This is a genomic window from Burkholderia sp. Ax-1720, from assembly GCF_011753035.1.
Classification (GTDB): domain Bacteria; phylum Pseudomonadota; class Gammaproteobacteria; order Burkholderiales; family Burkholderiaceae; genus Burkholderia; species Burkholderia gladioli.
In genome coordinates, this window is record NZ_VWWK01000423.1 from 1 (window position 1) to 1,359 (window position 1,359).

2 protein-coding genes are annotated in these 1,359 nt (G+C 70.7%); both read left to right on the plus strand.

Annotated elements, in window-relative coordinates:
• The coding region (locus F3J18_RS37375) for an ATP-binding cassette domain-containing protein (protein WP_166917187.1) at positions 1-311 on the plus strand (311 nt) is incomplete at its 5' end.
• A gap of 1 nt (position 312) precedes the next feature.
• Positions 313-1,278, plus strand: a complete 966-nt coding sequence (locus F3J18_RS37380) for an ABC transporter substrate-binding protein (protein ID WP_186013410.1) — start codon at positions 313-315, stop codon at positions 1,276-1,278.
• Positions 1,279-1,359 lie beyond the last annotated feature (81 nt).

A 1,359-nucleotide genomic window follows, 5' to 3' on the forward strand; every position in this document is an offset into this window, starting at 1 on the left:
GCGTCGGCCTCGGCGGGTTCGGCGCGCGCCGCCCCTCCGCGCTGTCGGGCGGCCAGCAGCAGCGCGTCGCGCTCGCGCGCGCGATCGTGGCGCGCCCGCGCGTGCTGCTGTTCGACGAACCGCTGTCCAACCTCGACCCGCAACTGCGCGCCTCGCTCGCCCTCGAGATCCGCGAGCTGCTGGCCCAGCTCGGCACCACCGCCGTCTACGTCACGCACGATCGCGCCGAGGCCGACACGCTGGCCCACCGCATCGTCGAGCTGGCGCAGGGGCGCGTGGCGCGGGTCACCCAAAATTCATGGAGCCGGTAGTATGCTCACCACCATTTCCAAGACCGTCCTTACCCTTACGCTGGCCTTCGGGCTTTCCCAATCCGTGCACGCTCTCACCGTCTATACCGCCGGCCCCGGCAATCTCAGCAAGAAACTCGCGCAAGGCTTCGAGCGCAAGACCGGCATCAAGGTCGACCTGTTCCAGGCCACCACCGGCAAACTGATGGCCCGCGTCGAGGCCGAAGCCAGCAATCCGCACGCCGACGTGCTGATCTCGGCCTCCTGGGATACCGCCCAGGATCTCGACCAGCGCGGCTGGCTGGCGCCCTACACCAGCCCGAACGCCGCCCACGTGCCGCCGATGTTCAAGACGCCGAACTACGTGGCGCAGGGCATCTCGGCGCTCGGCATCGTCTGGAACACGCGCACCGGCAAGCCCGAGCCGCACGACTGGAAGGACCTCGCCGCGCCCGCCTATCGCGACCAGGTGAGCACGCCGAACCCGGCGCTCTCGGGCGCCTCGCTCGACCTGCTGCTGGGCCTGCAGGACCGCCTCGGCGAAGCGGCCTGGAGCCTGTTCGACAGCCTGCACCGCAACGGCATGGTGGTGCTCGGCCCGAACGCGCAGGCCATCAACCCGGTGCTGCAGGGCGCGAAGTCGGCGGTATTCGGCGCGGTGGACTATGTCGCCTACGGCGCGGCCGCCACCGGCGAATCGGTCAAGGTGATCTTCCCGAGCAGCGGCACGGTGATCGCGCCGCGCCCGATGATGATCTTCAAGACCTCGAAGGCACCGGCCGACGCGCGCGCCTTCGTCGACTACGTGCTGTCCGACGAGGGCCAGCAGATCGTGGCGGCCGCCTACCTGATCCCGGCACGCGACGACGTGAAGTCGCCCCGCCCCGGCCTGAAGGATCTCAAGCTGCTGCCGATCGACGACGGCAGCAACAAGACCTCGCGCGCCGAGGTGCTCAAGCGCTTCAACGCCCTGTTCGGCGAGCACTGATGGCTACCGTGCTCGCGCGACGCGCCGCCCGGCCGGGCGCGCGGGGCTCGGGCCGCGCCGGCCGCCTGGCCGGCCTCGGCG